This window comes from Thauera phenylacetica B4P, from assembly GCF_000310225.1.
Taxonomy (GTDB): domain Bacteria; phylum Pseudomonadota; class Gammaproteobacteria; order Burkholderiales; family Rhodocyclaceae; genus Thauera; species Thauera phenylacetica.
Map to the genome: position 1 here is coordinate 1 of NZ_AMXF01000401.1, position 2,076 is coordinate 2,076.

The following is a 2,076-nucleotide window of genomic DNA, read 5'->3' on the forward strand; positions in this document are numbered from 1 at the left end:
GGCCGCCGGCGCGCGCGTGGCGACGCCGTGGTCGAGCGGGTTGCGGCGTTCGAAGCGGGCGCCGCCGGTGGCGCTGCGGCGCTCGCCGCCGATCAGCAGGTGGATCTCGTTCATCGTTGGTTTCCTCTGCGCGAGGGCGGCCGCGCGCGCAGGGCGCGTGCGCACGGCCGCCGGTGGGGGGGTCAGATGCTGATGCCGCAGCGTCCCGGGGCGATGATGTTGTTGGGGTCGAGGGCGCGCTTGAGGCGGCGCTCGACGTCGCGCTTGACCGGTCCGTAGGTGGCGGCGACCTTCTCGGCGAAGGCGGTGTTGGCGCGATACACGCCGTAGCCCTCGCGCGCGAAGCTCTGCAGCAGCTCGTCGAAGCAGGCGTGCGCCTTCTGCATCTGCTCGGCATCGCTGCGATCGTAGAGCAGGTCGATGACGTGGTGCATGTCGCGCCAGCCGACGATGAACTCGCCGACGTAGTCGAAGCCGTACTTGGCGAGGATGTCCTTGGCCATGCGCATCTGCTTGAGCGTCTCGCTGCCCTTGGCCTGCGACACCGGCGCGAACCACATCGAGCCACCGCCCCCACGCCAGTTGTAGAGGTCGAACTCGCCCAGGTTGGGCTTGCCCTTCATCAGGTCGAAGCGGTATTGGGTGGCGCGCCCGCCCTGCTCGGTGGAGTCGGTGATGAGGGTGCCGCCGGTGGCCGCGGCCACCTGCTCGATGATCTTCCAGTTCGCCGCGTTGGTCTCCGGCGTGCCGTAGAGCGCCGCATACACGTTCCAGGCGCCGAGGTTGTGGTCCTTGCGGATCTTCTGCACCGCCTCGTCGCTGATCGCGCCCGGGCCCGGGTGGTAGTCGGCGCGATTCACCTTGGCGCAGGGCGCCTCCCACAGCGTGTGGGCGATCACCACCGCGTTCGGGATCACCATCGCGATGCGCAGCGGGCGCAGCGCGTCGACGATCTTGGTGATGTCGGTGTCCTCCGGGTACTGGATCAGGAAGGGGCGGTAGTCGGGCGGCGCCGGCATCAGCCACATGCCCATCTTGGTGACGATGCCGTAGTTGGACTGGGTGAAGATGCCGTCGAGCGTCGGGCCGTAGCCCCACTTGAAGACCTGCCAGGTGTTCGAGCCGGGCATCGAGCCCATGCCGGTGCGCAGCACCTCGCCGTCGGCGAGCACCACCTCCATGCCCGACGAGAACAGGAAGTGCTCGCCGTAGGGGGTGTAGCCCACGCCGCGGTCGACCATGTTGCCGAGCGGGCCGGCGATCACCGAGGGGGCGGGGCAGGAGAACCACAGCGGCAGCTTCTTCTCCTGCAGGTAGTCGTAGAGCTGCTGGTAGGTGACGCCGGGCTCGACGAGCGCGGTGCACAGGTCGGCATCGACGTCGAGGATGCGGTTCATGCGGCGCAGGTCCATGACCAGTTGGCCGCGCTCGACCGGGGCGGCCGAGCCGTAGCCCAGGTTCTTGCCGGTCGAGATCGGATACACCGGGATGCGGTGCTGGTTGAGCACCTTCATGATGGCCTGGATCTGCTCGACGCTGTCGGGCATCACCGCGGCGGACGGGGCGTGCTGCTCGTCGGGCACGGCCATCATGATCTTGTTGTAGGGGGCGAGGGCGGTGTCCTCGGCCACGACGTATTCGGCGCCGACGATCGTGCGGATCTGGGCGAGGGCCTGTTCGAAGTCGCTCGCACTGATGCCCTTGGGCAGCACGTTGCGCGGGGTGGTGGTCATGGTGTCTCCGGGTGCGGAAGGCGGGGGGATGGCGTTCGGGTGGCGGTCCGGCGGTTCACAGCCGGATCAGGAAGGAGGCGAGCGCTTCGTCCGTGCCGGCGGCTGCCGGCAGCGGCGCGCGTGCGCCCAGGGCCGCTTCGCCCAGGGTGGCGCGGTAGAAGTGCTCGACGTGGGCGGTCGGGCGCAGGGCCGGTTCGTGCCAGGCGAGCGCCTCGCCGCAGGCGGTGGCGCTGCAGGCGTGGCGGGTGGCGCCCTGCGTGGCGAGGCGATGGTGGCCGTGGGCGAGCAGGTGCGCGCCACGGCTCGCCGCCATCGCCAGGAAGACGACCGCCGAGGGGTCGTC

The 2,076-nt window shown here is 69.9% G+C and carries 2 protein-coding genes; both read right to left on the bottom strand.

Going from position 1 to position 2,076, the window contains the following annotated elements:
* Window positions 1–182: 182 nt before the first annotated feature.
* Window positions 183–1,733, bottom strand: coding sequence for an FAD-binding oxidoreductase (locus C667_RS22455; protein WP_004386723.1), 1,551 nt, complete (start codon window positions 1,731–1,733; stop codon window positions 183–185).
* Window positions 1,734–1,788: 55 nt separating this feature from the next.
* Window positions 1,789–2,076 (bottom strand): hypothetical protein (locus tag C667_RS22460; RefSeq protein WP_004386725.1); only part of this gene is annotated, 288 nt, incomplete at its 5' end.

Bases quoted from the DNA above. Each gene is read 5' to 3' on its own strand.
- C667_RS22455 (WP_004386723.1), bottom strand. From the start codon at position 1,733: ATGACCACCACCCCGCGCAACGTGCTGCCCAAGGGCATCAGTGCGAGC.